This is a genomic window from Frankia sp. R82 (genome assembly GCF_023716925.1).
In the GTDB taxonomy this organism is placed as follows: Bacteria; Actinomycetota; Actinomycetes; order Frankiales; family Frankiaceae; genus Frankia.
The window spans coordinates 19,764-44,674 of the sequence record NZ_JAMQQG010000045.1 but is presented as its reverse complement, the minus strand read 5'-3'; the positions used below and the strand labels follow the sequence as shown (position 1 = coordinate 44,674).

Here is a 24,911-nt window from a genome sequence, read left to right as displayed (position 1 = left end):
TCCCCTCGATGTCCAGTGCACGTGCATACGTGCTGGTAGAGCTATGACACACTGAGGTCCATCCCGCGCACAGAGTGAACGCATTCGGCGCACGCGCACTGGATGCGCACCGGGTGCGCACCCGGACCAAACCGGCGGCGCACCGAGCCGACGTCCCGCGGATGAGGAGGAGACGGTCCATGGCAACGGAGCCCACCGGAGCACTCCGCGAACTCAGCACCCTCCTGAAACGGCTCATCCTGCACGCAGGCACGAACAACACGAAGATCGCGGAAAGAACCGGTTTCCCGCGCCAGCAGGTTTCCCGAGCCGTCAACGGCCGAGGCGTACCGTCACCCGACCTCACCGCGGCTCTCGTCGTCGTCCTCGGAGCCGGGGAACAGATCGCCCAGCTCCGTGAACGGGCTGACCTGGAACGAAAAGCGCAGGCCATCGGCGCTGTCCTGCCCGCCTCGAACAGCACGGTCCCACCGAAGGCTGGACGCCACCTACTACCGGCGCTCACAGTGGGTACCGAGACGATGGTGACGGAGGTGAGTCCGGCGGACCGACGACAGACCTTCCGAACAGCCGGCGCGCTCGCCCTCGGCGCGCTCGCCGACGACGTCGCCCAGCGCATCACCACCGCCGACCCCGACCCCGGCAATCTCGACGACGCGGAGGCCGCGGTCCGCGACTTCGCGGTGAACTACAGGACCACCCCGCACGCGGCCAAACTCGCAGCCCTCGCCCCCGCCTGGCACGCCACAGAAACAGCCCTCGACCGACGTGTCTCCCTGACCGTGCGCACCCGGCTCACCCAGGTCGTGGGCTGGCAGGCCTTCTATCTGGGCCTGACCTCGTTCGACCTTGGGGACGACAGGACCGCCCGCAAGATGCTGCGCCTGGCACAGCGCCACGCCAGCGAAGCGGCCGACCTCCTGCCCCTGCACAGCGGACGCCGGTCCGACGTCCTGCTGCTCCAGGGGTCGATCGCCGCGATCCAGTCCAGCGTCGCCTACTTCACCGGTGCCTACGGCGAGGCAGCCGACATCGCCGCGCAGGCCCGCGACGGCGCCCACCCCTTCACCCGGCCGATCCTCGCCGGCTGCCAGGCCCGCGCCGCCGCCATCGCCCGCCCAGACGATGTCGCCCAGGCCCTCGCCGACATGCAGGACCACGTCTGGGACGGACCCCTGCTCCCAGGCCCCAACCCCGGCAACGCGGCCTTCGCCCACACCTTCCTCGCGATCTCCCTCGCCCACACAGGGCGAGGCGACCAGGCCGAGGGATATGCCCGGACCGGTCTGGCACTGGAACAGGCATCCGGACCCGACCACTTCGTGCAGATCGCCGGAAAGTACAACGCCCTCGCCCTCGCCCACCTGCGCCGGCCGCGTCCGGAACCCGAAGGAGCCGTCGAGGCGATACAGCACGCCCTGACGGTGCTCGATGGCCGCCCGACCCGAGATGTGATCCAACGGGCCGGGGAGATGTGGCGGCAGATGGACACCCAATGGTCCCACGTGCCCGCCGTCCACGAGCTCGGCGAGCAGATCCGATCCTCCCGCCTGGCCCTCGAAACCGGCCAGCCCCCGACGGAGACGGTGTAAGACACCACGCCTCTCCCCGGACGCATCAGGGAGATCGGACATGCAACGACGCGACTCATCGATGATCGACACTGAGATGGAGATCCGGGCGCTCGCTAGGTTCGGGCTCACCGGCGCCGATCTGGTCAGCACCGGCACCGAGGCCAAGGTCTACGCCGACACGGCGCAGGTGGCGTCGCTGGTACCTACCCAGGTAAGCCTAAGCTCTCCCCAGAACCCGGCCTACCTGACCATGGAAATTGCTAGATCAACCGAGGAATCCACCGGTCGGCTAACGGTCGAACTCACCGTCGCGTGCACCTGCCACGAACGCGGCCCACTCGGTGGGGGTGAAGCTCAGTACCGGTCCGTCGGGCTGTTTGGAGTCGCGGACGGCTCGGCCGCCGTCCGGGAGTGTGGCGACCTCGACGCAGTTGCCGCCGGTGCCGCCGGAGTAGCTGCTCTTGCGCCAGTGCAACGGCGTGTCGTGGCTGCGTGTGGTCATCGCTGCATGTCCTCCCGTGCGGCTTTGATGATCGATAGGGAGTCGTCGGGTGGGGCGGGGGCGGAGCTTCGGAGTTGGTTCATCCACGCCTCGTAGCGCCGTACCTCGACCGGCTTCTCCAGGTAGAGGCTGCCCGTGGGGGCTTCGATGTAGACCGTTTCGGGTGTTCCGCCGGTGTCCGGGAAGCCCAGGATGGTGAAGCTTGAGATCATGCCGGCGTGGGCGCCCGCGGTGAAGGGCACGACCTGGATCGTGACTGCGGGTTGCTCGGACGCCTCGATCAGCCGGTCGAGCTGCCTGGTCATGATCTCGGGGCTTCCGACGTGGCGGCGGATCACGGCTTCGTCGAGGATCGCCCAGAGCTGGACGGGTTGATCTCCGGTGAGGATCTTCTGGCGGTTCATCCGTAGTTCCACGGCCCGGTCGACCTCGTGGGCGGGTAGTTCCGGGGAGGCCGCGCGGATGATGGCACGTGCGTAGTCCTCGGTCTGGAGCAGGCCGGGCACGAGCAGGCTTTCGAAGGTCGTGATCGTGGACGCTTCGGCTTCCAGGCCGATGTAGACCTGGAACCAGCGCGGGACGAGGTCACCGTAGGAGTGCCACCAGGCGGGCTTGCGGCTCTCCTTCGCCAGCGCCAGCAACGCCTGTCGCTGCTCGGCGTCGGTGACGTCGTAGAGGTCGAGCAGGTCCGCGACGTTGCGCGCGATGAACCGGAACTGGCCGGTCTCCATCCGGCTGATCGTCGGCCCGCTGCGGTGGATGTGCTCCCCGGCCTGATCGACGGTCAGCTCCTTGGCCTCCCGCAGCCGGCGCAGCTCCGCGCCCAGACGTCGGCGCCGCACCGTGGGACCTGGCGTGCTCGCCATCGTCCTCCCCTCTCCTGGTAGCAGTCTGCCAGCCCACCGCCGGGACCGGCCTCCACAGGCAAACGCAAATCGCGTACGTACTTGCGTATGCCACATCAGCAGGCGCATCCTGCCAGTACCGCGCAGCTGACCGTGACCGGAGGCGCCGCGCGGGACGGGTGGCACGGCGAGAGGCCTCCCGTGGGCAACCAGAAGGGAACAGAGGCCATGGACGAACACCGCTTCGTGGTGTGGGACGCGGACGGACGACCGCTCGGCGCGTACTGCGACTTCGATACCGCCCACCGGTGGGCGCACCTGCGCAGGCGACAGGCACACACCCGTCTTCCGCTGACCCTGGACGACCGAGTGGCGCAGGTCAGCCGCCGCCTGTCGCACGCCCGCTGCGAGCTGGTCGCGTGGGCCGAGTTCGCCGTCCTCCCCGGCTGCGACCTGCCCCCACTCGACACGACCGCCACCCTGGCCGAGCACCCCCACCGCACGGCACCGACATGCGTGCACACCCCGGTGATCGGCCACCCTGCGCCCGCACGCGCGCAGACAACTCAGGGGAACCCGGCATGACCCACGACCTGCCGCCGGTGATCCGGGTGGCAGTGGTGCACTTCCCGTCGAACGCCGCCGCCGTTCCCGCCGCCCGTTCGAACACGGTGCGCACGCTCACCGCATGGTCGGTGGACTCGGCCGCCGTCGAGGTCGCCGAACTCGTCGCCTGCGAGATCACGTCCAACGCGGTGAAGGCCAGCCGCCTGGACGACATTGTGGCCCTGCGGCTGACCACCTGCGATGCCGTCCTGACAGTCGAGGTGTGGGACGCCAGCACGGTCCCGCCGGCGCTGTCCGCGCCGCATCCCGACGCCGAAGGCGGACGCGGGCTCGTGCTCGTGGACGCGCTGACCCTGCGATGGGCCTGGTACCTACCGCGCACCGGCGGCAAGGTCGTGTGGGCGCAGCTCCCGGCCACCAGCCACCTGAGCATCCCCACCGACCACACCACCAGCCTGCCGACCCGCACACCCGAGCCCGCACCGGCCCCCGCCACCCCGGTCACCTTCGACCACGACCCCGCGCTCCTGCAACGCGTCCTCGACCGGCTACGCGGCCTCGACGACTGGCACCGACCACCCACCGGTCACAGCACGAGAGACCGCCACCACACCGCTTCCCGCCACCCCGAAGCCCGACCGACAGCCCTACACCGATGATCGATGGCCACGTCGTTCCCGAGCACCTGCGTTCCGTGGTGCTGCTGGCCAGGATGCGTGACCTAACGCCCGCGGATCAGGTCGCGCAGGTGCTCGCCCTGTTCGTTCCCCCGATCGACCCGTCGTCGCGCCGCTGGGTCGCGCTGTGCGACGCCCTCGACCACTACGACCACGCCACACGGGCCGGCGCCGACGACCTCACGACCGCCCGCCACCGGGTCGACTCCGCCGCCTCGGCCGTCCTTGGTCTCGACCCACAACACCCCACCACCAGCAGCCGTGAAGAAACCGGTGACACCCACCCGAGGCCATGAGCGCCAGGAACGAGCCGGCAGGAGAGCCGAACAGAACGCATTACAGGACCGGATGATGGCGTGCACCACCGGACCGGCCGCATGCACATGCGGCCGTGCCCCCGGACAAGGCGAGGCGCCCTTTGATCGAATTGCGACAGCTCTGGACAGGCTGACTCCCATCACAGGATGACGGCAAATTCAATGCTGACGACCGGCGCCAGGTCATTAGAGCGCAGGTCTCCAGAGCCACGGCCGTGGCCCATAGAGGCCGCGTAGACATTGCACCCGTGTCCTCGCTTCGTCGGCCCACTTGTTCTGACTGGCGGCCTGTTGCGCCACATAACAGGCCATCCGCAGCTCCCGAATGTCTCGAAGAACCTCGAAACCGGACCAGGCCGCAACATCGTATCCATAGACGTCGACAAACTCGACATAATCCGATCTTGTAATCCAGTCGAACGAGCTGTATTTGATCGCCGTCGAGACGAGATCCCATTCGCGGGGTCCAACGGAGCACCGCTCCAGGTCAATGAGAACAGTCTCCCCGTCCTCGGTGACAACGACGTTTCCACCCCATGCGTCTCCGTGCACAACAGTGGTGGAAAGATTCTCGGCTAGGCCGTCGTATCGAACGGACAGAGCATCCACCTGGCTGCGCAGCCATTGTCGATCAGAAGCGTCGAGTGTTGTTGCCGCCTCTATTCGCTCCCGTAAACGTGCCATCGGAGACAGGGGGCCCAGCTCAAAATGTCTCGGTGGTGGGAGCGCGTGCAAGGCATGCAAGGCTTTGGCCACTTCGCCCGGCGTCCCGTGCCGGTGACCGGGAAGCTCTTGCCAGAAGGTCACGGCTCGCCCTTCCACGATGACCGGTTGCCGTCCGACCTCGGGCAACACGCGAACGGCAGAGAGGTTGTTCGCTTCAAGCCACCGGGAGACAGCGATCTCCTTCCTTGCTACGGCTTCCTGGCCACGCCGACTGATCCGCACCACGACCCGGCCCGGTAAACGGAAGATGGTGTTCTCACCTTCCCGTAGAAGTTCGGCATCGACCACGGGAATACCTACTTCTTTGCAGGCTTCCTGCAACAGGATACGGATACCCGAGTCCGACGTGCGCGGACGCGACTGAGCATTCATGTCACACCGACCGCCATCTCGATCTTGCGTCGTAGTTCGGCCACCTCGTCGACCATGTCATGATGCTCAGCAAAAACCCCTAGCTCGCGTATATCATCTGCTGCACGGCGAGAATTTATTGTTCCGGCGGCTGCAAGCGCCGCAGCACCCACAGCCGCCGCCTCGCTGGGGTCACCGGTGCTCATCAGAAGCGATGCGAGCTTCGTCTGGCTGATTGCCCTGGACCGGGCAAACGTGGCGCTGTGCCCGGCCACGGCACTCTCAAGCCGCCGCGCCGCCTCGGGGGCGTGCTTGTCATTCCGAATAGCTAGATCGAATATTGAATGGCCGGTATCTCCGGCGTGTTGCGCTAGGTCGTAGTAGGCCATCCACACGGGATCGTTCGCGGGCTCGGAACGTCCGAACTCTTCATCGGCGTGGCCTACAGCTCGAAGCGTCTCCTGCTCTCGGCCGAGCTTCGCCAGTGCGCGTGCCCTCGCTGCGAGGAGCATCGCGCGTTCGGTCGACGTCAGACGCTCTCCACGGATGAACGCGACGTCGATCAATGTCAGGCCCATGTCGGAATCGCCCCGCCAGATAGCCTGCCGTGCCATCGATGACAGAGCTTTCGCTCGAAGATGCCAGTCGCCCGCCTCCTCCGCACATGCGAGAGCGAGCGAGAACATTCGCCGTGCGTCCTCATGCACGTAGGCGTCGAATGCCATAAATCCGGCCGTATGGCCGAGAAATCCCACCGCGACGAACAACTCGTTGCGAAGGTGCTCCGGGCATCGCGCGTTCAGCAGGTTCACGGCATAGCGGAGCTGACCGGCGACCGCCTCACGTACGAATCCGCCACCGTACGTGTGATCGACGTTGCCGAAGAGCGTGGCAGCCATCCGCAGCTTTTCGATTTCGGAATGTCCGACGACGGATGGGGACTCTGTCTCCCGGGCCATCGCCAGGTCTGCGAACGAGCCGGTCGCGACGACAGCACCCACGCCGGCCATGGCGAGTAGAAACTCGTTTCGGTTCACGTCTTCACTGTTCCGCTCCGTGCGACGCGGCCGGCGGAAGCCAAGTTCTCGATCATGCTTGGTTGCGAGGGTGGCATGGAACGCCTGCCGGTAGAGGGCATCCGGCCAGCGGATGAGGCCACGCTCAAGCTTACCGACGTAGTTCGCGTCGATCGCCGTCTCCCGGCCCGTGGCGTCGTAGATCCAGACATTGACCAGCTCGGCCAGCTCTCGGCGAGCCAGCGGCTCGCCTGGCGCTTCAGGCGACTCCGCGCGCAGGCGGGCCGCCCGGAACAGGTGGTTCGGTTCGGGCATGTTCACGTTCCTCCGGGGCGTGTCAGCGGCCCATCATGGCATGGATCTTGACCTCGCCGTGAGTGGTCCCCTACGGCCCGTAAATGATCAATCCCACCAATCATCCCCTTGACATCCCGGCTCCCGGACCTGTCGAGAGCGACGGTGACTGCGTTTTAGTGGACTTGGCCGGGCAGATCCAATCGGCCGACCATTCACTGAAGCGGGAGAGGGCGAGGACGTCATCATGCGGAAGCGCAGCCTCCGAGCCGAGCAGGATGACCTTCGCGACCGCATGCACGCCGCTGGGATGACCCACGCAGAAATTGCCGGCGAGTTCGCCCGGCGCTATCGGTACCGACCCCGCGCCGCCTTTCGTCTGGCTCGCGGCTGGACGCTGGACCAGACCGCTGATCGCCTGAATTCCCTTGCTGCGGACCTCGATATCGATCCCCACGGGAAAGCTCCTATGAGTGCGCCGCGTCTTTGCGACATGGAGCATTGGCCATCCCCCAACCGCGGTCGCCCCACGCCACAGAGACTCGCGATTCTGGCGGCGATTTACGGAACCGGCATCCATAGCCTCCTGGACATAGAAGACCGGGAACACATTCGTCCACTGGACCTGCTGCTGATCGACAGCATGAGAGCCGTCGCCAGACCACCTACGGGCGAGGAAGCAGATTCCGGCAGCACGCCGGCCGTTCCGCATCCCCACATGCGATCGGTTTTGCCGCCGCCGGAGAAGAACCTTGTCCTGTTGGTCGAGGAGCTTTCCAAAGCCCGTGTGACGAGCGTGCTTCTCCATCTGCACCGCGGCCCGACCGCCTGCTGCCGTCAAAGTCCACGACCTGTAGGCAGCGCTGCTGCTGGTGCCGAGAACACTTCGGAACAGCCGACTCCAACTCGCGAATCTTTGCCGAACTGTCGCGGTTTCAGTCACCTCTGTGGTAAATCTCTGGAGGGCCGATGGGGCGGACCTGGGCCTATGGATATCTCAGTCTGACCGGCGACGACAAACAGGAGATCTCAAAGCTGCATCGCCAGGTCACTGTGTTCGCTGACGCCGAGAGCTATACGTTGGCCGAGGTGTATGTTGACCGCAATATGCCGCCGGGCAGGCTCATCCGGCCGGGATTGTCCGTACTTCTTGATTGCCTTCGCGCCCGCGAGGGTTGTTGCGTCATCGTACCTACCTCCGACCATCTTTCGACGTGGGCGGCGATCAGGAAAGCGATTGAGATGGAAATCCAACTGCTGGGCGGAACGCTACTCATCGCGACCGGGCATGCACATGGCGAGACGGGGTCGGGGTAGCGGGCGGGTCGGAGAAGATCACCTTCGTGGGACTAGCGGCGACCGGGAAAATGGCCCATGTGAAGCGACTGGTGAACGATCTGGGCTGTGACTACGTATCCGTCACCGAAATCCTTTGGATTGAGCCAGAGGAAGGAAAGAGGAAGTTCTGATGGCGTCTCTCTATGATCCGTAGCTGCCGGTAGAACGGAAGGCACTACCTCCACCCTCTCCATCGACTCGCTAAGGTGTCCAGCATGATTCCAGTTCGAGATTCAGGAACCCAGGATGCCGCGGCCCTGCTGCGGGCTCGTATGGTGGATGAGCTTCGCGCAACGGGTGACGCGATCATAACGGGGGCTGTTGCAAAGGCAATTTTGAGAGTACCCCGACACCTGTTCGCTCCGGAGGAGTCACTGGAGGCGGCGTACGCCGCGAACGATGCGGTGGTAGTCAAGCGCGACCGAGATGGCGTAGCGATCAGTTCCCTTTCTGCTACGCACATTCAGGCGGTCATGCTGGAACAGGCCGAGCTCGAACCTGGCATGCGAGTTCTTGAGATCGGCTCGGGTGGTTATAATGCCGCGCTGATGCAGGAGCTCGTCGGCGACGGCGGGGCGGTCACATCGGTCGATATCGATCAAGAGATTGTGGTGCGGGCCCGTGCCTGTCTGAATGCGGCCGGCTATGACCGCGTGGACGTGGTGGTGGCCGACGCCGAGGCAGGTGTGCCCGAAAAAGCCCCTTATGACCGGATCGTCGTTACCGCTGGGGCCTGGGACATTCCGCCGGCTTGGCTGGAGCAGCTATCGGACCGGGGCAGGATCGTTGTGCCGCTGCGGATGAGAGGACTGACCCGCTCCGTCGCGTTCGACCGGGTCGATGCGGACGGCAAGGTGAGTCTGACGAGCCGCAGCTACCGTCTGTGTGGTTTCGTTCCCATGCAGGGAATCGGTTCATCTCGCGAGTCGATCGTCAAGCTGACCGAAGAGGTCGGGCTCCGTCTCGACGGGCCGCCGCCGGATTACGATATCGAGGGACTGCGGGAGTCGCTGAACTCCCCGCGGCTGGAGCGCTGGTCTGGCGCAGCATTCGATCTCCCTGACGAGCTCGAACTCTTTCTCGTCACCAATATGCGCCGGGTCGCGTTGCTGCACGTGAATGAAAATCTCATCGCGGACGGCCAATTCGCCCCATCCGCCGGCAGAGGTGTTCCCATCCTGATCAGCGGTGCCAGTTTCGCCTACCGGACAAAGCGTCCGAATGGCGAGATTGGCGGATTCGAGAGTGGCGTCTTCGCTCACGGTCCCGATGCCGAGCGCGTCGCCAATGAGTACGTTGATCTGCTTCGCCGATGGGAGAGGGATCATCGGCGTACCGGCGCGGCTCGCATTCGGTACATACCCAAGGCTGCTGGAACGCCTCTGCCATCCACGGGGATCGTGCCGAAACGGCATGGCGCTGTCGCGATCTCCTGGTCCTAGAATTCCGGGCTCCCCGGCCGAACGTCGAGGGGCACCGGAACCCCACCGCCATCGCCTCGAAGGGAGATCTGTATGACCATCCATTTCGACGAGCCTGCATTGGCTGTCGTTCCGAAGTTGGCGCAGGATCAGGAGGACCTCGCCAGCTGGGACCTGGACATCTCGATCGTCGAGTCGGGGCCGGCCGCAGACCGGCTCATCCGGATGACCGACGACGGCTGCGGCCAGACGTGCCAGTCGGCCTGCTCGACCACCTGTCCGTAGGCGGCGCCCTCAGCGCCTCGATGACCTGAGTCCGCGGCGTCCGCCTGGGCGGCTTCTCTCGCCTGGACGGACGCCGCCTCAACTGCGGAGCGGCGGATGTATCAGCATCTTGACTCCCTGGTGGTGCGCGCGGCAGTCAACCGGCCTGCGACTACGGAAGACGGTCGGTGGCCCGACCTGCTGGGACAGGCGGCTGCGCCGGAGTCGTGGCGCCGGTGGCTGCGTCGGGTGATGCAAGATCCCGACTTCTGGGTTGCGCTGGAGCAGGCCAGCCCGGTCCTGGCACGCCGAGTACGCGAGATCTGCGATGGACAGCAGGTCTCCGAATCTGCGGTGCGCCGGGCAGTGCTGTCAGTGATGCGCTATCTGTTGCGCGCCTCGGGACGCGCAACGCCCTTCGGCCTGTTCGCGGGGGTCGCATCTGCCCGCCTGGCCGACCGCCCCTCTGCTCGGATCGGCGCAGCGCACCGTGCCGTCGCGCGGGTTGACGGTGGATGGCTCACCGCCGTGATCGAACGACTCGAAGCCGACTCGACGCTTCGGCCACACCTGCGGGTCGTGGCGAACAACCTCGTGTTCGAGCGTGACGGCTACTTCGTGTTGGAACACCGCCCGAGCGCAGCGGCTGCCGGCGCACCCACACACGTCCAGGTACGCGCGACCACGCCGATCCGCGTCGCCATGGACATGGCGGACAGGCCCATTCTGATCGGAGACCTCGCGGTCAGGCTTCGAGCCAAGGTCACGCCTGTCCCGTTGAGCGTTGTCGACACGCTTCTGGCGGCCCTGGTGGAACAGCGCCTTCTGATTACGAACCTGCGGCCTGCGACGACGGCAAGCAGCCCTCTCGACCATGTGGTGGGCGTGCTCCAATCGATCTCCGCTGGCGGACAATCCTCCGCGGTGGCCACGATCGCCGCTCAGCTGGGCGGGATCGCCGACGGGTTGCGGGCGCACGACGGCGCGGCCGACTGGGACATCGCGAGCCGACATCGTGTACGTCTCGCCGACGAGATGGCCGCCATCTGCCCCACGGCGAAGCCGGCGTTGGGGGTCGATCTACGCATGGACTGGGATCTGGCCGTCCCCCGTCTGATAGCGGACGAGGCAGCGGCGACGGCGGCGGTGCTGGTGCGCCTGGCCCGACGCCCGACGCTCAGCCGTGGCTGGGATGCCTGGCACAGCCGCTTTTTGGAACGGTACGGCCCGCATGCTCTGGTCCCCGTTCGCGACGCCGTCGACGCCGGGATCGGGCTGGGCTACCCGGCTGGTTACCTCGGGGCTCCTGCTATCGCGAGCACCACACTCACCGAGCGGGACATGAAGCTGCTGACGCTGGCGCAGAAAGCCGCGCTGGGGGGCGAGACGGAGATTCTGCTCAACGAGACCATGATCAATGATCTTACGGTTGTCGATGCTGCCGGCTCCATCCAGCCGACCACCGAACTAACCGTACGCATTCATGCCGCAAGCAGACGCTCGGTGAGCGAAGGTGAGTTCGCACTCGCGATCGTCGGAGTGTCGCGCTCGGCCGGCACGACGACGGGACGATTCCTGGACCTGTTCGACGACGAAGACCATGCGCGGATGTCCGCGCCGCATGCAAGCCTCGCGACCGTGAGCCATGGCGCGCTCACAGTGCAGATCTCGGCACCCACCCGGTACACGACCAGCGACAACGTAGCCCGTAGCCCGCACGTGATGGCCCATCTCCTGTCCCTTGGCGAGTACCACGAGGGCGGCAGCGCCGAGGGCGGGGGGCAGATAGCGCTGGACGACATTGCGGTGACGGCGGACGCCCACCGGATCTACCTGATCTCGATCTCCCGGCGCCAGATGGTCGAACCGGTGGTGCTCAACGCGGTGGAGCCCAGTCGATACGCGCATCCGCTGGTGCGGTTCCTCGCCGAGGCCACGGTCGCGATGAGCATCCCCTGTACTTCCTTCGACTGGGGGGCTGCGGCCGGGCTCCCCTTCCTGCCGGCGCTGCGACACGGGCGCGCGATCCTCTCTCCGGCTCGCTGGCTGCTGGTGGCCGCCGACCTACCCGCCCCAGCAGCCAGCTGGGAGGAATGGGAGCGTCTCCTGGCTTCGTGGCGTGAGCGAGTGAGGCTTCCAAGGGCGATCTACCTCGGTGAGGGAGACCAGCGCATCATGCTGGACCTGTCGGAGCCGGCTCACCGGGCGCTGTTACGCACCCAGCTGGACCGCGCCGGCACCGTCGTCCTGCGCGCCGCCCCCGACGCCGAGGGGGCGGGTTGGATCGAAGGATATGCCCACGAGATCGTCATCCCTCTGGCCGCCGCCGGCCCTCCGACGACGACAGCGCCATGGCGAAAGACCGCCCGGCTGGTCGGTCGCGACCACGGATATCTTCCCGGTTGCGATGGGCGGTTCTTCGTCAAGCTCTACGCCAGACCTGACAGCCAGAGCAGCATCCTCACCCGCCATCTGCCGTACCTGGTGACCGAGTTGGACAAGCAGGTGAACTCCGGGCTGCGATGGTGGTTCCTGCGCTACCACGACCCCGAAGAGCATCTACGCGTGCGACTGGTTGTCCCTGCCGACGAGGCCGCGCCCACTGCCGCCTGGATCGGCGCCTGGACCCAGCGCCTTCGCCGAGCAGGTCTGGTCTCGCACGTCCAGTGGGACACCTGTTTTCCCGAGGCTGCTCGCTTCGGGGGCACGGCCGCGCTGGAAGCCGCGGAGGCGTACTTCGCGGCCGACTCCGCCGCAGCCCTCGCGCAGCTTGCGGCCTCCAGTGAAAAGGACGGCCCCGACGTGCGTGCCCTGACCGCTGCAAGCATGCTCGACATCACGATCGGTTTGATCAGCGATGCCGCCGAGGCCATGACCTGGCTGATCGAGCACACCCGGACGGAACCATCCGCGCCGGCTCGTGCTCTCTACCGGCAGGCCATCGCACTGGCGAATCCGACAGACCAGCGGGACCTGGCCACGCAGCCCTTCGGCACGTCGATCATCTCCTCCTGGACACGCCGACGCGAAGCACTTGCCACCTACCGTCGTGTACTTCGGGAGACCGGCACAGCATCCCCAGCCGTCCTCCTGCCCGATCTGTTGCATCTTCACCACGCCCGCATGGTCGGAACGGACCTGACCGGCGAGCGTGCATGCCTGCACCTCGCCCGCGCCGCCGCACTGAGCTGGACCGCGCGAGCAGGGAGGACATCATGATTAGGTCCGGACCGGACGCGCTGGCCATCGCGGACTCCGTCGCCGATGCGCTGGCCGACCCGCGTACAACGTGGGCCGCCGCGCCGCCATCGGAAGGAAGGGCATGGCCGCAGTCGCTGGCCGGCGGCGCGGCGGGCATCGCCCTGCTGCATATTGAACGCGCCTACACCGGACGTGGCGACTGGCAGACCGCCCACGCCTGGCTGTCCGCCGCCGCTTCGGACGAACTGACCGCGGCGTCCAACGCAGGCTTGTTCTTCGGGGCGCCAGCACTGGCATTCGTCACCCATCTGGCCGCCGGAACAACAGACAGATACCACCGCGCGATCGACCATCTGGATCAAGCTGTCCTCGCGATGACACGGAGCCGTCTGGCCGCGGCGCACACACGGATCGAGCAGGGACAACGGCCCACGATGAAAGAGTTCGACCTGATCCGGGGCCTAACAGGGCTGGGCGTCTACCATCTCCGGCGGCATCCAGACCACCCGATCACCCACGAGCTGTTGTCGTACCTGGTACGTCTTACTGAACCGTTGCCCGCGCGAGGCGAACTCCCACCGTGGTGGACCGACGTGTCGCCCAACGGCGAGCCGAACCCGCAATACCCGCACGGCCACGGGAACTTCGGCCTCGCACACGGCATCGGCGCCGTCATGGCCCTACTCTCGCTGGCCCTGCTCCGTGATCTGCCGACCCCAGGCATCGACGAAGCGGTCGCACGGATCTGCGCATGGACCGACCAGTGGTGCCAGCACGACGCCGGCCCATGGTGGCCAGGGCTCATCACCGTCGACCAGAATCGCGATCACCGCATCGCCCAGGCACTGCGGCCCCGGCCATCCTGGTGTTACGGCATCGCCGGTACCGCCCGAGCCCAGCAACTCGCCGGCCTCGCCCTCGGCGACACGGCACGCCAGGAGATCGCGGAGAGCGCGCTGCTGGCAACGCTGCGGGATCAGACACAGCTGGATCAGCTTGCAGAGATCGGGCTGTGTCACGGAACCGCCGGACTTCTCCAAGCCACATGGCGAATGGCTGCCGATTCCCGCAACCCCCGGATCGCCGCTGAGATACCCAACGTGGCCGCCAGGCTGATAGCCCAGATGGGCCAACCCTCACTCAATCCCGAACTTCTCGACGGCGCGGCCGGGGCTGCACTCGCCCTACACACCGCCGGCACCGGGAACGCCCCGATATCGGAGTGGGACGCATTTCTACTACTGTCCTGATCAGGAGCTCACCACGTGGACCCCAGCCACTGGCACCAGGTGAACATCACGTTTTTTGACTGGGCGAGCGCCGAGAACGTTGCCCTGGCTCACCTTGCCCCCCTGCTGGCCGAAGCCAGCAGCGACGATCTCATCGCATCTTGGTTTTTTGTCCGCAAATCGCCTAACTGGCGAGTTCGCTACCAGTCCCTCCGCCGTACGGCAGTGGCGCAGGAATACATGCAACGTCATCTCGATAAACTTAAAGACGCGCACCACATCCAAGGCGCAACCTTCGTGATCTACGAACCTGAAATTCACGCCTTCGGCGGTGATGAAGGCATGAAAATTTCCCACCAGCTCTTTCATCTCGACAGCAAGCACCTGCTCGCCTATCTCGACAATACCTGCCATCTGCCAGCCAAGAGGCACCGTCGCGAGTTGTCAATCCTTCTGTGCGCGCATCTCCTGCATGCGGCTGGACTCGATTGGTACGAGGAAGGAGACGTGTGGTCACGGGTCGCCGCCCACCGCGAACGACCAGCGCAGATTCCTGACGACCGACGCCGTGCCTTGCAAGAAAACTTGCGACGGCTGATGAGCGTCGACACCGGAAGTCTGACCCGCGAGGGCACCTCTCTAGCCCCTGCCGCAGGCTGGGCCGACGCCTTTGCCGCTGCTGGCACGGAACTGGCTACGCTGGCAGCCGACGGGCGGCTACACCGCGGACTACGCGCCATTCTGGCTCATCACGTTATCTTCGCCTGGAACCGGCACGGACTTCCCCATGCTACTCAGGCCACCTTAGCCAACACCGCCAGAAATGTGGTGTTCGGCGACACCTCCGACTAGGCCGCGAGAAACGGACTTCGATGACGAAGGTCAGCGTACCTCCGATAACTGGAAACGCGCTCGCATGGTTTCCACTGGTACCGCGCCCCCGCCCTCCATGCCTTCCTCTGGCGACTCGCGTTAAACAATTGCAGGACCTGGCCACACAGGCAGCTCACGACGATCGAGGGATACGGGCAGCTGAAGTCTGCAACGCAGCAGCGTTGATCGCCTCCGACTGCGGGGAGTCGGAACTCGCCCGCAACCTGTGCTGGCGGCAGCATGAGGTATTCAACCAGGCGCGGCTGCCGACATCAGTCATCGAGCTTTCCCTCCAGCCGGTCCTGAACCTACCGCGCCAGCTGATTCGCGAGGGTGACGGCGACGGCGCCTACGCAATGCTTCGAACGCTCTACCATGCCGCGCGTAACCGAATAGACACTGTGATCGACGAGCGATCGGTGAACCTTCGGGATATCACCCGCGGCCATGAAGATCACCGAGTGGCATGTGCCGTGATCTGGGCCGCGTTCCTGGCGGATGGCGCCCGCGCGCTCACACAAGCCGGACGCTGGCGAGAGGCCGCCGAACACGCGGCGGCCCACCGCGGAGTCGGCGTACGGCTGCTCGACGGCCGCCAGGTCACCATCCTGGCTCTCGTGCAGGACGGCCAGACAGAGCGCGCCGCGACCATGGTCGAGCAGAGTGCGGCCTCCGAATCATCATGGGAACCGGCCGTTCAAAGCCTGCTACGCGTCTACTGCATGCGCGCGGCCGGCGCTGAGGTGCGCTCCCAGATTCCGCCGATGCTCGCTGCTGTCCTCGCCATGCTGGGCCAGCCAGATCCGCCTGCCGCGGTCTTTCGCGGCCGAACTGGCATGGTCGCGCTCGATCTCGCCGGCGGCCACGACCACCCACACCTCAGCCCACTACGCACAGCATTGATCAACGGCGCATGTGGCGATGCCTACGCAGCCCGGGATGCACTCGCCCACCGCTTGCTGGCCGAAGCCCTGTCGGCCACGGAACGTGAAACCCTGGCCGATCTTGCTCGGGCCTCTGGGCTCGACGCGGGAGCCCTCCCGCACCTGCTGCGCAACGACCTGACCGATGCCTTTGCCATCGCTGAAAATCACCTACGGGAGTGTCTGGGTCGCCATGCCGGCCACAGTCCGTCCACAACGGCGAAGGCTGCAAGCACGGGTTGAGCGACGACGCGACCCACTGCGAACAGCCGTCAGCGGTGCGAGGGATGCCGACGCCGACCTCCACTCAAATGATCTTTGAGCCCCGGTATGGCCCGCGCGGGTATTCGGTCACGCGTACGGCTGGGTGCTGCCATGCGCGGCCGTGCACGGTTCCGCTCATGCGGTCCGCCTCGACCTCGACTTACACGGCAGGGCTCCGACGACGTCCGTCCGCGCCAGCATGGGGCGATGGCCATACGATCTTATTGGGTCGGTGATGGGCATCTGCCAACCCACGATTGCGTTGATGAATCCGTGTGATCTCGAACACAAATTCTCGGGTTATTTGTCTTTAATGCCTTAAATGTCGGCTTGCGGTTCGCCCGCCCATCGGACCACCCGCCCGCCCGCCAGGGGGAAGGCCGATGGGCGACCCGAATATGGGGCCATGGTGCAGGTCGTGCGCCTGTGACGCCCACCCGAGGTTTCTGGATTGGTGTCGTGGGCGGGGTTCTTCCACTGTTGGATGCAGGGCGGCGGAGCGCGGCCGGTCGGTGGTTTGGCTTTGGTCGTGATCGGGGTAGCCCTCTGGGATCGTGTCGCTTTCCGTCGGTATGAGACCTTGTTGGTGCGGTCCTTTCCGCGGTGCCGTCCCGCGCCCGCCACGCCTACCGGGGAGCGTTCACCGGACGCTGACTCACCGGCGCCGTAGGTGGCCACCCGACCAGTCGGGCGCTTCTTTTCTCGCGGGTCGACCGGGACGCCGGTCGCGATCAGTGCCCGGTCGGCCGCGCGGCTGCCGACCTGCTCCGACGACGGCCACACGATCCCTCGCCCGGTGGCCTGCATGGGGCACTCGCGGCCCTCACGTCTCGGCCGGCGTAGCCACCGGGCAGGACCGTGCTTGCCGACGGAGGCTGGCACCCGCCGCGCCGGTCGCGGCAGGGATATCGCTGGCGACCCGTCGAGCTCTCTGGTCTCCCGGGGACGGGCTTGCGCGGTCACCTCCTGCCGGCTTTCGGACCCGCTTGGCCCTTAGTTCCCCGTGTACGCCGCCGTCACGTTCTTCGCCGTGTCTGTCTGACCGTTCCGTTCTTGGGAGACGCCCCGTTTGATCACGAATCCTCCGCAGCAGCGCCATCTTGGCCACCGCACCTACGCCCGGCCGACCGCCCGCACCGTCACCGGAAACGACCATCTGCTCTGGCTGGCCCGCCACCTCACGCCCCGAGACCGCTGGATCACCCGGATGATCCACGAGCATCGGGTCCTGACCACCCACCAGATCGCCCAGCTCGCCTGGACGTCACGCCGCTCGGCGAACATCCGCCTGCTGGAGCTCTACCGCTGGCGGGTCCTGGACCGCTTCCAGCCACTCGCCGCAAGCGGCCTGGCGCCCATGCACTACGTGTTGGACGTTGCCGGTGCGGCCGTGCTCGCCCACGAGGACGGCGTGGACCCGAAGAAGACCGGCTACCAGCACGACCGGGCGAAAGGCATCGCCCACTCCCTGCACCTCGCCCACCGGGTCGCGGTCAACGCCATGTTCACCAGCCTCGTGCACCACGCCCGCCAGCCCGACACCACCGGCACTCTGACCGCCTGGTGGTCGCAGGAACGCTGCGCCGACCACTTCGGCGACATCGTCCGCCCCGACGCCTACGGCCGCTGGGCCCACCACGGCACCGAGATCGAATGGTTCCTCGAACTCGACTACGGCACCGAACCGATGCGCCGTCTCGCCGCGAAACTCCCCGACTACCAGCAGCTCGTCACCGCCACAAGGATCACCACCCCGGTCCTGTTCTGGTTCCCCACCAGCCGCCGTGAGACCGCCGCCCGCCTGGCCCTGACCCGCGCCCTGCGCGAATCCGCCCAGCCCGCCCTGGTGCCCGTCGCGACCACCGCAGCCGACCTCGTCGCACCGGACGACCACCTTGACCCCACCCTCGTGCGCTGGCTACCCCTGCCTACCACCTCGGCCGGCCCCGGCCGCTTCGCCCTGCACCAGCTCGACCGGGTCTGGCCCCACCGCTCCACCCCCACCCCCAGGCCCAAGGACGCCGAGGACGTAGCCGTCCAGCCCCGGCCAGGACGGCTACACCCACCCCGACCCATGCCCCCCACCGGCCAGTACGGGCAGCAAGCCGCCGCCTAACCCCCCAACCCGCTGCTACGACGGTCCCGCCCCACGCCTCCCCGGGCGCGCGGCGGGACCGTCGCCGTTTCCGGGCTCGGGTCACATGGCCAGCGCCTCGGCTTCTCGGCCCGCGTCTTGGACGGTCGGGGCCTCACCCGCCCCGTATGAGGGATAAGGACCCGGCCTACCACCAACCTGTCGCCGGCCCGCGGCGGGTGCCGGTAGGTGCGTTCGCGTCGCGCGGACGGTCGGGCCGCACCCCGCCCGTATTTCCCATGTGAGGCCGACACAGGCCCCACCCCATCCGACGGAAGAGAGGACCTGGACTGTGAACACTGACACCTGGACGCTGGTCGAGGACATCACCAGCCGTGTGCAACACGCTGTCCGCGCCGGCGACCACCCCGCGATCCTGGGCTTGCACGGCACCCGGAACCTGATCCTCACCGACGCCCCCTATCTGATCAGCTGGGCGACCGCGCTCGCGTTCGAGATCCGCGCCGCCGCGCAAGCCCAGAGCAACGCCACCCGCCGCTGGGTCCTCGCCGTCCCCCAGGTCTGGTACGACGACGGCGAGATCATCCAGGCCCGGCCCCTGTTCACCGCACCCGTGCAACCCGACGAGCAGGAAGCGATCACCTGGATGAGCTGCGACGACACCGACGGCATCGACTACGGCCGCGTCCCGTTCACCCGCCGCCCAGGCGGCGAACCGGTCTTCGACGACCCCGAGTACTTCACCAGCCCGATCCGGCCTCTCCAGCGCACCCCCGGCGCCGCCCTGCACCGTCTGCTCACCGCCAACATCCCCGATCTCGCCTCGCACCTGCCCGCCCTGCCCTAACCCACTGCGAGCGCCGAACCAGCGTCACTGTCCGCCCCGACAAGATCCGGATTCTGAGCCGTGGGGCCGGTCCTGGCCCGGTCTGAGTCCGGGTCCGGTCCGGGGTCCGGGTCCGGACCAGCGACGGTCGCACACGGCCGGACCGGATCGGGACCCCATCGCATTTCCTGGCGGAGCAATAAACGTCGCTATTCGATGCCCAGGATGTTGAGCGTCGGCTGGTACTCCGCGATCAGCTTTTCTTCCGTGCGATTCATCTGGCGGCCATCCCGGCACCGAATCACCGTGACGCGCTGGACACGGTGTCGCTTTTGCCGGTCGCCCATGTGCTGCCCCAACCTCGCCAGGATTTTTGTTGACTTTCCCACGTAAAGCGGCCTGTCGGGGTCGGCTCCCCACAGCAGGTAGACGAAGCAGCCGCGCGGGTCGAATTCCTTGTCCACTTCGGTGACGACCAGGTTCGCGACAGCGTTACGTACCCGTGACTCGTCCAGTCGGACCATGCGCGCGCGGGCCCGCTCGGTACGCTCCCGCCGTTCTGTCTCCACGACGACGCGCAGCGCGGCCTCCGCCGCCAGCGCCTTGACGGCCGCCAACTCAGGTGTGATCGCGGCGAGCACGGCGTCGGGGTCGGACACTCGTCCACGGGCGGCGGCTCCGAGAACCGCGATCTTGATGCGTGTGTGAGCGTCGCGAAGGTCGTCGATCAGGTCCCCGGACGACTGCGGCACGCTCACTGTCGCATCCAGGCGCGTAGGGGACGAATCCACTCCGTCGGTCATCGTGCGACGTTAGTACGCCACTCCGACAGGCCTCGCATCTCAGCGGCCGTCGCCGTCGCCGGTGCCTGGCGGACCAGCTCCACAAGGACCGTAGGCTGAGGGGATGACCTTGAAAGTACGTCTGCTGGGTCGCGAGGCAGACCTTGCCCTCCTCATGCGGGTCCTGCCCGCGGGCGACACCCAGGTCGCCCGCGACGAGAGGGGCTACTACCTCACCGCAGCAGCGGTAGACCGTCGGCGCGAGGGCTCACAGTTCCACGAGGCAGCCGCAGAGGTCCTCGCCTCGGTCAACGGCATTGGCTGGTTGAACGACATGGAGTTCGAGGCGATCGAACTTACCGGGACGTATGACGAGGGCGGCCGACGTCATGTCGTGGTCTCAGCTGAAACGATCAGGCTGACCACCCGCGCCGGGATCGTCGTCATGGGCGGCGACGTGGTTGGGTCCGAGCCGCCAGCGCCTCCAGGGCCGCCGCAGGCGGCTGCCGCAGCTCGCAATCCGGCCATCGCCGAGGCACTGGCGATCCTCGGCCGGACCAAGCTCCTTGGGTGGGTCGAGCTCTACAAGGTGTGGGAGATCGTGAAGGACGGCCGCGACCCGGTGGCACTCGGCTGGATGACGAACGCCGAGGCGCGGGCCTTCGGTCTGGCCGCGAACCATCCCGGGATCAGCGGACAAGCCGCACGGCACGCCAGGATGGACGGCACCCCGAACAAGTCCTCGGTGATGGGTCTCCTCGAAGGCCAAGCCCTCATACGACGGCTGGTACTCGCCTGGATCGCGTCGGAGTCGAATTGACTTCGCGCAGACGGTAGCGGACGGCTGCGTCCGCGGCGGCCAACACGCGTTGAGACTGCCTTACGACGAGGCGGGGGCAGTCACGCCGGTTCCGGATCGGGTCAGCAAACCGGCAATCCCAACGCCATTACTCCCGCGGCTGTAGTTAGCAGCTAACAATGAGCAGCCCCAGCGAGATGCTTCAGAACGGGTGGGCGCTCCGCGACAGCCTCCATGCAGCCCAGCGGCCGGCGGAGTACGCACAGCGACGGTGCCAGCGATCTTGACGGTGATGCGTTAGCCCTAGTCAGCGGCCCTCCTCAAGGAGACCGGACCACCGCTGCTCATGCAGTGCCCGTTTCCAGCGGTCGCTGCTCCTCTGGAACCGACTCCGACAGACATACCCCCCTCCCGTCCACTAGCAACACCGGTAGCCAAAGCGGTCGCGTATTTGAGCTGCTACCCCCCAGAAGCGCGTTCGCGCAGGTCAGCACCTACACGCCACGACCCAAGCACCGCCCGACTTGGCTCCCCTGAGCCTGGATGATAGTCGGATGGCCTCTGGTGGCGGACGCTCTGTCCGGCGATCCTAAGGGATCTCCAGGCGGACCCCATCCCATCTGCAATGCATTTCCGAGCAATGCATTCTTGCATTTTCAGGCCAATGCCCTTCGTCTTTCAATTTTCCCTTCCTTCCTCCCTTTTGCCCCCCTCTCTCTCTTGTGGACTTGGCGCCTCCTTTCAATCCTCGCGGGACGGTTAAACGAAAGGCGCCCCGACCTGCGGAAAAGAAATCCAAGAAATGCCGAAGAAAGTCGGCCGAAGGTATTGATTTCGCCGCCCGGCCGGGGGATTATTAGTTATCGGCAGTTGCGCCCGGAGCGCGACGCCAAATCCCCCCTCTTTCCGTGTGGAGACTTTCATGTCGCATGCGTTCTTTTCCCGTGACATTCCGTCGGCCGTTCCCGCCGAGGCCGCCACCCGCGAGGACATGGCGCGCGTCACCGAAGCCGACTGGGCCGCGATCGTCAACCACGCACATCGGTACTGCTGGAAGGTCGACAGCTCCCGGTCCCACAAGCGGGCCGACCGCAGCGCCACCGTCGTCCGTGACGGCCACGCCCCCTACGGCACCGACGACGTGTCCGACGACATCGCCCACGACGCGATCCTGATCTACGCCCGCAGACTCGGGATGATCATCCGTGGTTGTGTCGTGGCCTCCGTCGACGTCACCACCCGGCAAGCCGACCGCTGGCAGTACCAGCCCCACAACGCGGACATGTTCCTTGTAGACCGTGCCACGATCCGCAGCTGGGCAGTCACGGACGCCGCCCAGCGCAACGGCTACCGTCCGCCCCGCCGTGACACCAGCCCCGAAGAGCTGGACGCACAGGTGGAGCATCTGGCCGCAGTGACCTTCCTGTCCGGAGTCAGCCACGTGGTGTTCGCGGTGGCATGGGGGGACGGAGGTGACTTCCCGGTGTTGCAACGGGTCATCGCGGTTGCCGGTGGTGCCGAGGATCTGGGACGTACCGGTGTGTTCGCCATCGTCGCCCAGCAGATGTACGGCGGAAAGTACGGATCACGCCGCTCTGTGATCAAGGTCCGTGACGCTGCGCTCGCGGAAGCACGCGAACTCACCGCCCGCTGCGACAGCATCCGCGACGCTCTCACCGTCCACGACCGGCACCGACGCAGCACCCACGACTGACACGCCGCCCCACCCCGGAGCCTCCGAGCGCCGCACATGCTCGGAGGCTCCACCCATGTCCGCAGCACACCACGACCAGCCCCGTGGACGTGATGGCCCCGCCGTGGCACGGGCCCGTCCGGTCCTCGCTACCGGCGGTCCCGCTGGCCCCGCCGGTGCTGCCGGTTCCCTGTGCGTGGTTTCGGGTTGCTGACCCGCAGACACGGCGCCCGGCGAAGATCGCTGTGCAGAGCGGATGCCCAACGGGTGTAGTCCCGAGGGACTGGCCCATATGGGCCAGTGATCGCTGGCACCGGCCGTGGATGTCACAGAGTCGCAGGTCAGGCCCCTGGTGCGACCGACACGCCGAACCGGCGGCTTTGCATGTTTCCGCTGTGACGTCGCATCCTGCTTCACCGGGGGCGTGCTTGCCGGCACGGTGCCGCGCGCCTCCCAGGCCGCTGGCCGTCCACGTGCGTGCCACCGTCACGGCGCGGGCAACGGCGCCCCCCGTGACGGTGGCACTCCTTCTCCTTGACGGCTCTTCGCCAGCGCCACGCACCCCGGCAGGACACCCCCGCCAGGAAAGGCGGTTCCACGCGCCAGCGTGGTTCTCAACGGCCATAACGGGCAGACACGACGAAGGCCCCCGGCGACGTCGCCGGGGGCCTGTCTGCGGCGGCGTGGGCTACCGGGGGTCGTTCAGGTCGCGCCACACGATCCGCACACGCTGAACATCATCACCCTCGACGGTTCCGTCACCGCCGACGATCACACCGTCGATCAGTTGGGTGAGGATCACCCGCTTCGCCGCGATGTCGTCGCCCAGCGCGTCCCAGCCCACAGCCCCTTCGACCGGCAGCGTGGCGCGACGGCGCGCGCTGGTGTGCATCCGGGTCTGGGTCTCACGGATCTGGCGGACGATGGCCTTGTGGGCATCGTCGTAGGCGTCATCGTTCATCTTCCCCGACGCCCACCGGTCCGCCAGCGCGCTCTTACGGGCCTCCAACGTCGCCAGCTCCGCCGCCACCGGGTCCGCCGTCGCGGCGGGTTGGAGAACCAGCGCGTCCAGGCGCACCCGCACGGCCCGGCTCACCAGATGGAGCAGGAAGCTCTCCCCGATCCGAACCTTGCCCGCACAGCGGCCGTGGCGCCGCTGGCAGTACAACCGCGTGCCGTGCGCGCCGTTCCCGGTCAGCTTGTGCCCGCACGACGCGCAGTAGACGAACCCGGCCAGCACACGCCGTACCTTCTCCGCATCGGTGTTGGTCCGCCGCGCCGCGTCGGTCAGGATCGCCCGGACCTGCTCCCACGTGTCCACGTCCAGAATCGCCGGCCACTGCGCCTCACCCATGACCGCGATCGTTCCCGTGCTGCGCCGCGAGCTGCGGCTCTGGTAGCCGCGCATCCCGATCAGCCGTGGATTGACCATCAACTCCTTCAGCGTGGTGGCATCCCACGCCCGGTACGGACACGGGCAGTCCACCCATGTCCGACGGCCCTTGACGTTGTTCGCGCAGGCCGCCCGGTGCGCCTTCGTCACCGTCGGGACCCCGTCCGCGTTGAGCGTGCGCGCGATGCTCCCCAACGGCACGCCCGCGAGGACGTCCGCGGCGATACGGCGAATCGTCGCGGTCTCTTCCGGAACGACGGCGTGGAAGTCCCGCACCGGCCTGCCCATATGGTCGGTGGCCACGACCGGCCCATAGCCGAACGCCCGACGCCCGCCATGGTGGCGGCCCTGCTCGGCCCGCTGCCGGGCCGCGCGAGACACCCGTTCCGCCGTGCGCTTGGCCTCAGCCCGGTCGATCGCCCCCATCAGATCGACCATGAGATAGCCATCCGCCGTGGTCGGGTCCGCCTCCGAACCCCGCACCGGGATGATCAGAATTCCCTTGGCCTCGAAGAGGTCAAGGACACGGACCCGGTCCTTCGCCGACCGAAAGAACCGGTTCGACGTCCAACAGATCACCGCGTCGATCTCACCAGCGGCAGCCATCGCCAGAATGCGCTCGAACTCCGGCCGGTAGTCTTTCGTCGCCGACAGATCGTTGTCGGTCAGCACGCCGATCAGCTCGACGTCGCCACGCCGGTCGGCATGCGCCCGGATGTCCTCATCCTGGCGGGTGACTCCAGCTTCCAGCCCTTCACGGTCATCAGAGATCCGGCGGTACCCGATCGTGCGCAGCGTGCGAACCACCCCAGAATCGCATGTGCCCGAAGCATCCGACCAAAGGGTGATACCCGCTCTCACGCGGCCCCACTCCCCAGCCCGTGACCGCACTTCGCGCACACAGAGCGATCCGAGACGCTAGGAAGGTGGGGGCAGGGAAC

22 protein-coding genes are annotated in these 24,911 nt (G+C 66.7%); 15 read left to right on the top strand and 7 right to left on the bottom strand.

The features are described from left to right. Positions 1-179: 179 nt before the first annotated feature. Positions 180-1,592 carry a helix-turn-helix transcriptional regulator gene (locus tag ND747_RS11685; protein ID WP_251733541.1) on the top strand — a complete coding sequence of 471 codons (1,413 nt, stop codon included), beginning with the start codon at positions 180-182 and terminating at the stop codon, positions 1,590-1,592. Positions 1,593-1,863: 271 nt separating this feature from the next. On the opposite strand, the gene ND747_RS11680 is transcribed toward ND747_RS11685, so the two are convergent. Both ND747_RS11680 and ND747_RS11675 read right to left on the bottom strand, forming a co-directional pair. Beyond that, positions 1,864-2,076, bottom strand: a complete 213-nt coding sequence (locus ND747_RS11680) for a DUF397 domain-containing protein (RefSeq protein ID WP_251733540.1) — start codon at positions 2,074-2,076, stop codon at positions 1,864-1,866. After that, positions 2,073-2,942, bottom strand: coding sequence for a helix-turn-helix transcriptional regulator (locus ND747_RS11675; RefSeq protein WP_251733539.1), 870 nt, complete (start codon positions 2,940-2,942; stop codon positions 2,073-2,075). The genes ND747_RS11680 and ND747_RS11675 overlap by 4 nt, the downstream gene beginning before the upstream one ends. A gap of 207 nt (positions 2,943-3,149) precedes the next feature. On the opposite strand from ND747_RS11675, the gene ND747_RS11670 reads away from it, so the two are divergent. Genes ND747_RS11670 through ND747_RS11660 form a run of 3 tightly spaced genes read left to right on the top strand, consistent with a single transcriptional unit; the run spans position 3,150 to position 4,461 of the window. Continuing rightward, entirely contained in the window at positions 3,150-3,506 is a 357-nt protein-coding gene (locus ND747_RS11670; RefSeq protein ID WP_251733538.1) for a hypothetical protein, read from the top strand. Continuing rightward, positions 3,503-4,147: an ATP-binding protein gene (locus ND747_RS11665; protein ID WP_251733537.1), complete on the top strand. Its 645-nt coding sequence runs from the start codon at positions 3,503-3,505 to the stop codon at positions 4,145-4,147. The genes ND747_RS11670 and ND747_RS11665 overlap by 4 nt, the downstream gene beginning before the upstream one ends. Then, positions 4,144-4,461 carry a hypothetical protein gene (locus ND747_RS11660; RefSeq protein WP_251733536.1) on the top strand — a complete coding sequence of 106 codons (318 nt, stop codon included), beginning with the start codon at positions 4,144-4,146 and terminating at the stop codon, positions 4,459-4,461. Before ND747_RS11665 ends, ND747_RS11660 begins: the two co-directional genes overlap by 4 nt. Before the next feature lie 207 nt (positions 4,462-4,668). Here ND747_RS11660 and ND747_RS11655 read toward each other — a convergent pair whose 3' ends face one another. From ND747_RS11655 to ND747_RS11645, 3 genes are all read right to left on the bottom strand, one after another. After that, positions 4,669-5,580 (bottom strand): phosphotransferase enzyme family protein, encoded by a 912-nt coding sequence (locus ND747_RS11655; protein ID WP_251733535.1) that lies wholly within the window; start codon positions 5,578-5,580, stop codon positions 4,669-4,671. Continuing rightward, the gene (locus ND747_RS11650) at positions 5,577-6,890 is read right to left on the bottom strand and encodes an XRE family transcriptional regulator (RefSeq protein WP_251733534.1); all 1,314 of its coding nucleotides are present in this window, start codon (positions 6,888-6,890) and stop codon (positions 5,577-5,579) included. The genes ND747_RS11655 and ND747_RS11650 overlap by 4 nt, the downstream gene beginning before the upstream one ends. A 100-nt stretch (positions 6,891-6,990) precedes the next feature. Further along, complete coding sequence (locus tag ND747_RS11645; protein ID WP_251733533.1) at positions 6,991-7,326, bottom strand: hypothetical protein; 336 nt, start codon at positions 7,324-7,326, stop codon at positions 6,991-6,993. A 512-nt stretch (positions 7,327-7,838) separates the two neighbouring features. Between ND747_RS11645 and ND747_RS11640 the strand changes: the two genes are divergently transcribed. The 9 genes from ND747_RS11640 (at position 7,839) to ND747_RS11600 (ending at position 19,324) form a co-directional block, all read left to right on the top strand. After that, entirely contained in the window at positions 7,839-8,186 is a 348-nt protein-coding gene (locus ND747_RS11640) for a recombinase family protein (RefSeq protein WP_251733532.1), read from the top strand. 236 nt (positions 8,187-8,422) lie between these two features. Beyond that, positions 8,423-9,649, top strand: coding sequence for a methyltransferase, FxLD system (gene fxlM, locus ND747_RS11635; protein WP_251733531.1), 1,227 nt, complete (start codon positions 8,423-8,425; stop codon positions 9,647-9,649). A 72-nt stretch (positions 9,650-9,721) separates the two neighbouring features. Beyond that, positions 9,722-9,913 (top strand): FxLD family lanthipeptide, encoded by a 192-nt coding sequence (locus tag ND747_RS11630; protein ID WP_251733530.1) that lies wholly within the window; start codon positions 9,722-9,724, stop codon positions 9,911-9,913. Between the two features lie 96 nt (positions 9,914-10,009). Further along, complete coding sequence (locus ND747_RS11625) at positions 10,010-13,111, top strand: lantibiotic dehydratase (RefSeq protein ID WP_251733529.1); 3,102 nt, start codon at positions 10,010-10,012, stop codon at positions 13,109-13,111. After that, positions 13,108-14,343: a lanthionine synthetase C family protein gene (locus tag ND747_RS11620; protein ID WP_251733528.1), complete on the top strand. Its 1,236-nt coding sequence runs from the start codon at positions 13,108-13,110 to the stop codon at positions 14,341-14,343. The genes ND747_RS11625 and ND747_RS11620 overlap by 4 nt, the downstream gene beginning before the upstream one ends. 15 nt (positions 14,344-14,358) lie before the next feature. After that, positions 14,359-15,174: a thiopeptide-type bacteriocin biosynthesis protein gene (locus ND747_RS11615; protein WP_251733527.1), complete on the top strand. Its 816-nt coding sequence runs from the start codon at positions 14,359-14,361 to the stop codon at positions 15,172-15,174. A gap of 203 nt (positions 15,175-15,377) precedes the next feature. Beyond that, positions 15,378-16,361, top strand: a complete 984-nt coding sequence (locus tag ND747_RS11610) for a hypothetical protein (RefSeq protein WP_251733526.1) — start codon at positions 15,378-15,380, stop codon at positions 16,359-16,361. A gap of 1,090 nt (positions 16,362-17,451) precedes the next feature. Then, the gene (locus ND747_RS11605; protein ID WP_251733525.1) at positions 17,452-18,498 is read left to right on the top strand and encodes a replication-relaxation family protein; all 1,047 of its coding nucleotides are present in this window, start codon (positions 17,452-17,454) and stop codon (positions 18,496-18,498) included. Between the two features lie 310 nt (positions 18,499-18,808). Continuing rightward, the gene (locus ND747_RS11600; protein WP_251733524.1) at positions 18,809-19,324 is read left to right on the top strand and encodes a hypothetical protein; all 516 of its coding nucleotides are present in this window, start codon (positions 18,809-18,811) and stop codon (positions 19,322-19,324) included. Positions 19,325-19,512: 188 nt separating this feature from the next. On the opposite strand, the gene ND747_RS11595 is transcribed toward ND747_RS11600, so the two are convergent. Further along, on the bottom strand, positions 19,513-20,061 hold the full coding sequence (locus ND747_RS11595) for a hypothetical protein (RefSeq protein ID WP_251733523.1): 549 nt from the start codon (positions 20,059-20,061) through the stop codon (positions 19,513-19,515). A 148-nt stretch (positions 20,062-20,209) separates the two neighbouring features. Between ND747_RS11595 and ND747_RS11590 the strand changes: the two genes are divergently transcribed. Both ND747_RS11590 and ND747_RS11585 read left to right on the top strand, forming a co-directional pair. Beyond that, complete coding sequence (locus tag ND747_RS11590) at positions 20,210-20,905, top strand: hypothetical protein (RefSeq protein WP_251733522.1); 696 nt, start codon at positions 20,210-20,212, stop codon at positions 20,903-20,905. Between the two features lie 901 nt (positions 20,906-21,806). Beyond that, entirely contained in the window at positions 21,807-22,598 is a 792-nt protein-coding gene (locus tag ND747_RS11585; protein WP_251733521.1) for a hypothetical protein, read from the top strand. A gap of 667 nt (positions 22,599-23,265) precedes the next feature. Here ND747_RS11585 and ND747_RS11580 read toward each other — a convergent pair. After that, positions 23,266-24,777, bottom strand: a complete 1,512-nt coding sequence (locus ND747_RS11580) for a recombinase family protein (RefSeq protein WP_251733520.1) — start codon at positions 24,775-24,777, stop codon at positions 23,266-23,268. Positions 24,778-24,911: the final 134 nt, after the last annotated feature.

Coding starts and splice junctions, on each gene's coding strand:
- ND747_RS11650 (WP_251733534.1), bottom strand. CDS start 6,890: ATGCCCGAACCGAACCACCTGTTCCGGGCGGCCCGCCTGCGCGCGGAG.
- ND747_RS11675 (WP_251733539.1), bottom strand. CDS start 2,942: ATGGCGAGCACGCCAGGTCCCACGGTGCGGCGCCGACGTCTGGGCGCG.
- ND747_RS11630 (WP_251733530.1), top strand. CDS start 9,722: ATGACCATCCATTTCGACGAGCCTGCATTGGCTGTCGTTCCGAAGTTG.
- ND747_RS11640 (WP_251733532.1), top strand. CDS start 7,839: ATGGGGCGGACCTGGGCCTATGGATATCTCAGTCTGACCGGCGACGAC.
- ND747_RS11665 (WP_251733537.1), top strand. CDS start 3,503: ATGACCCACGACCTGCCGCCGGTGATCCGGGTGGCAGTGGTGCACTTC.
- ND747_RS11685 (WP_251733541.1), top strand. CDS start 180: ATGGCAACGGAGCCCACCGGAGCACTCCGCGAACTCAGCACCCTCCTG.
- ND747_RS11585 (WP_251733521.1), top strand. CDS start 21,807: ATGTCGCATGCGTTCTTTTCCCGTGACATTCCGTCGGCCGTTCCCGCC.
- ND747_RS11655 (WP_251733535.1), bottom strand. CDS start 5,580: ATGAATGCTCAGTCGCGTCCGCGCACGTCGGACTCGGGTATCCGTATC.
- ND747_RS11625 (WP_251733529.1), top strand. CDS start 10,010: ATGTATCAGCATCTTGACTCCCTGGTGGTGCGCGCGGCAGTCAACCGG.
- fxlM (WP_251733531.1), top strand. CDS start 8,423: ATGATTCCAGTTCGAGATTCAGGAACCCAGGATGCCGCGGCCCTGCTG.
- ND747_RS11670 (WP_251733538.1), top strand. CDS start 3,150: ATGGACGAACACCGCTTCGTGGTGTGGGACGCGGACGGACGACCGCTC.
- ND747_RS11620 (WP_251733528.1), top strand. CDS start 13,108: ATGATTAGGTCCGGACCGGACGCGCTGGCCATCGCGGACTCCGTCGCC.
- ND747_RS11680 (WP_251733540.1), bottom strand. CDS start 2,076: ATGACCACACGCAGCCACGACACGCCGTTGCACTGGCGCAAGAGCAGC.
- ND747_RS11660 (WP_251733536.1), top strand. CDS start 4,144: ATGATCGATGGCCACGTCGTTCCCGAGCACCTGCGTTCCGTGGTGCTG.
- ND747_RS11590 (WP_251733522.1), top strand. CDS start 20,210: ATGACCTTGAAAGTACGTCTGCTGGGTCGCGAGGCAGACCTTGCCCTC.